Here is a 235-nt window from a genome sequence, read left to right on the forward strand (position 1 = left end):
GACACCTACAACAACGTGGGTGGCGCGATCACGAACCTCGACGGACGCGTGACACAGAACACGACCGACATCACGAACCTGCAAGGCGACGTCACGAACATTGCCGGACAGCTCGCCGATGCGGTGATGTACGACACGTCGGCACACGATTCGGTGACGCTGGGCGGCACGGATGCGACCACGCCGGTGGCGCTGCACAACGTAGCTTCGGGCGCAGTCTCGGCGACGAGCTCCG

The 235-nt window shown here is 64.3% G+C and carries 1 protein-coding gene; it reads left to right on the top strand.

Features of this window, described 5'->3' with window-relative positions:
* Window positions 1-235: hypothetical protein (locus AB4Y40_RS43025; protein WP_368693006.1), on the top strand; the 235-nt coding region annotated here is incomplete at both ends.

Source organism: Paraburkholderia sp. EG287B (assembly GCF_040965595.1).
Lineage (GTDB): Bacteria > Pseudomonadota > Gammaproteobacteria > Burkholderiales > Burkholderiaceae > Paraburkholderia.